This window comes from Aerococcus sp. L_32 (assembly GCF_050689315.1).
In genome coordinates, this window is sequence record NZ_JBOEQF010000501.1 from 1 (window position 1) to 1,331 (window position 1,331).

Consider the following 1,331-nt stretch of genomic DNA (forward strand, 5'->3'; position numbering starts at 1 on the left):
TTGAAGACTGCGCCAGCGTCATTTGATGAGTAGCCGAAAATGTCTTGAATGTGTTTTTTAGGTACCAGTAAGGTATGGCCTTTTGTGACTTGGCTCATATCTAGGAAGGCTATCACCACTTCGTCTTCGTAGACTTTGTTTGTGGGGATTTCACCGTTTGCAATTTTACAGAAGATACAATTATCCATGAATAGTCCTCGCTTTCAATATTGGGTTAACTTTGGCCGTGTTAATTCATCGCATTTACTTGAAAATAATGTTAAATTAAAGGCTATAATTGTATTAATTTTAACATAAATGATGGGAAGGAAACAATTTCAGTGCTATTCTAGATTGGAAATGATTTCTTTATCATTAAACTTAAATGCTAGATTAAATCTAGATCAATAAAAGGATGAACAAAATGACATTAACAGTTAAAGGACTTACAGGGGGCTATTCTAGTCAACCTGTACTAAAAGATATTAATTTTGAAATTGCATCAGGTGAAATCGTTGGCCTGATTGGGTTAAATGGTGCGGGTAAATCAACTACCATTAAACATATTATCGGCCTGATGCGGGCAATGAAGGGTGAGATTGCTATTGATGGCCATCAGTTAACCGATGATACCAATGCATACCGTCAATCCTTTACTTATATTCCTGAAATGCCGGTACTATATGAAGCCTTAACTTTGAAGGAACATATTGAATTAACGGGTATGGCCTACGGTTTAGGGAAGGAAGAGGCACTAAGAAATGCCCAACCTTTACTAGAAACCTTTCGTTTAGATAAACGGTTAGATTGGCTGCCGATTCATTTTTCAAAAGGAATGAAGCAAAAGGTGATGATTGTCTGTGCCTTCCTAGTGGAGACGTCTTTATATGTAGTGGATGAACCGTTTCTTGGTTTGGACCCACTGGCTATCCATGATTTTATCGATACATTGAAAGCCAAACGTGATGCGGGTGCGTCGGTATTGATGACCACTCATGTCTTAGCGACAGCTGAACAGTATTGTGACCGATTCTTATTCTTGGCGGACGGTGAGTTAGTGGCGGCAGGTACTTTAGATGAAATCCGAGTGCAATATCAACTGCCAGGAGCTACTTTAGATGACCTATATCTACACTTAGCGAAGGGGGCAGATGACCATGCGTCTGCTTGATACTTACCAGAAACGTCGGCAAGAAGGGCAAGATTTATTTCTGAAGAATGCTAAATATATTTTTAATGACCATGCCGTAATCGTCCTCTTCTTCCTATTTGGCGCATTGGCTTACCAGTATTCCAACTGGCTATCAGGCTTGTCACAAGGATTGGTCGGGGTTTGGGTCCACGTAATTTGG

3 protein-coding genes are annotated in these 1,331 nt (G+C 39.9%); 2 read left to right on the forward strand and 1 reads right to left on the reverse strand.

Translation table 11 applies throughout. From position 1 onward, the window contains the following. On the reverse strand, positions 1–188 hold a 188-nt coding region (locus ACRCJ0_RS14255; protein WP_431390877.1), incomplete at its 3' end, for an HIT domain-containing protein. A gap of 215 nt (positions 189–403) precedes the next feature. Between ACRCJ0_RS14255 and ACRCJ0_RS14260 the strand changes: the two genes are divergently transcribed. Both ACRCJ0_RS14260 and ACRCJ0_RS14265 read left to right on the forward strand, forming a co-directional pair. Then, entirely contained in the window at positions 404–1,150 is a 747-nt protein-coding gene (locus ACRCJ0_RS14260) for an ABC transporter ATP-binding protein (RefSeq protein ID WP_059349104.1), read from the forward strand. Continuing rightward, positions 1,137–1,331: ABC transporter permease (locus ACRCJ0_RS14265; protein ID WP_431390878.1), on the forward strand; the 195-nt coding region annotated here is incomplete at its 3' end. The genes ACRCJ0_RS14260 and ACRCJ0_RS14265, both read left to right, overlap by 14 nt.